Annotated in this window: 1 protein-coding gene and 1 pseudogene; one reads left to right on the top strand and one right to left on the bottom strand. The window is 71.3% G+C overall.

The features are described 5' to 3' along the window. A pseudogene (locus AB0M52_RS34040) lies at window positions 1-189 on the top strand (enoyl-CoA hydratase/isomerase family protein); the annotation flags it as partial. Window positions 190-252: 63 nt separating this feature from the next. On the opposite strand, the gene AB0M52_RS34035 reads toward AB0M52_RS34040, so the two are convergent. Then, a partial coding sequence (locus tag AB0M52_RS34035) for an ABC transporter substrate-binding protein (RefSeq protein WP_363962012.1) occupies window positions 253-1,176 on the bottom strand: 924 nt, incomplete at its 5' end.

The following is a 1,176-nucleotide window of genomic DNA, read 5'->3' as shown; positions in this document are numbered from 1 at the left end:
GCGGCCCACGACCTGATCGACGAGATGGCCAAGGGATCGGCGCTGGCGCTGCGGCTGACCAAGCTCGCGGTGGACGCGCCACCCGCCGCGCACCCGCACCTGGACCTGGTCAGCCAGGCGGTCCTCTTCGAGGACGAGGAGAAGCGCCGCCGGATGACGGAGTTCCTGGAGCGGCGGCGCGGTCGCTGAACGACCCCCGTGAACCGCGACGGCCGCACCGGAGATCCGGTGCGGCCGTCGGTCTTTTGCCGGTCAGCCCGCCAGCGCCGCCAGGGGCACGTTGGCGTCCGCGAGCGCCTTGATCACCTCGGCGGACTCGGCGAAGCCGATGATCAGTACCGCGTCGGCGCCGAACGCCTTGATCTGCTTGGCGCCGTCGCTGAAGTTGATCGGCGGTGCCTCGGCGCCCTCGCCGGGCTCGTAGCCGAGCAGCTTCACCTTGTCGCCACCGAAGCCGGCCCGTTCCAGCTCGGTCCGGACGATGTCCTGGAGGCCCTCGCCGTAGGAGTCCTTGCGCGCCACGATCGCGATCTTCTGCGGGCCGTCCCGAAGGATCACGTCGGCCAGCGCCCGGCCCTGGAGGCCGTCCGGCGGTGCGGTGCGGAAGTAGAGGCCGTTGTCGTCCGCGGTGGTGAGGCTCGCGGCGGTGTTCGACGGGGAGAACAGGACCCGGCCGGCGTCCACCACGTCGGGCAGCACGGCGGCGGAGATTGTGGAGGCGCCGGCACCGATGATGACGTGCACGCCGGCGTCGATGTGGCTCGCCACGGTCGCCTTGGCGACCGTCGGGTTGGTGCCGTCGTCGCCGTCGATCCAGACCACGTCCTCGCCGAGCACCCCACCGGCGGCGTTGATCTCCTTGATCGCCAGCGCCGCGCCGGCGCCCAGCGGCGGATAGGCCAGCGCCAGATCACCGGTCTTGGGCAGCAGTCCACCGAGAACGAGCGGCGCGTCGCTCGACGGACCGACGGACTGCTTCCTGCCCTTCGGCGGTGCCTTCGTGCTCGCCGCCGAGTCGTCACCGGCGCCGACGAACTCCGACTTGGCGTCGTTGAGCTGATGCCCGTCGAAGTGCAAGGTGGCGTAGCTGGCGGTGGCCGGCTCGCCCGCGTCCGTGAAGCCGGCCCGGGTGATCGAGACGCTGCGGTACTCGATGTCCTGACCGTTACGGGCCAT

The sequence above is a fragment of the Micromonospora sp. NPDC051296 genome, assembly GCF_040682255.1.
In the GTDB taxonomy this organism is placed as follows: Bacteria; Actinomycetota; Actinomycetes; order Mycobacteriales; family Micromonosporaceae; genus Micromonospora; species Micromonospora craterilacus.
The sequence above is the reverse complement of the archived record's forward strand: the minus strand, read 5'-3'. Positions and strand labels throughout refer to the sequence as shown.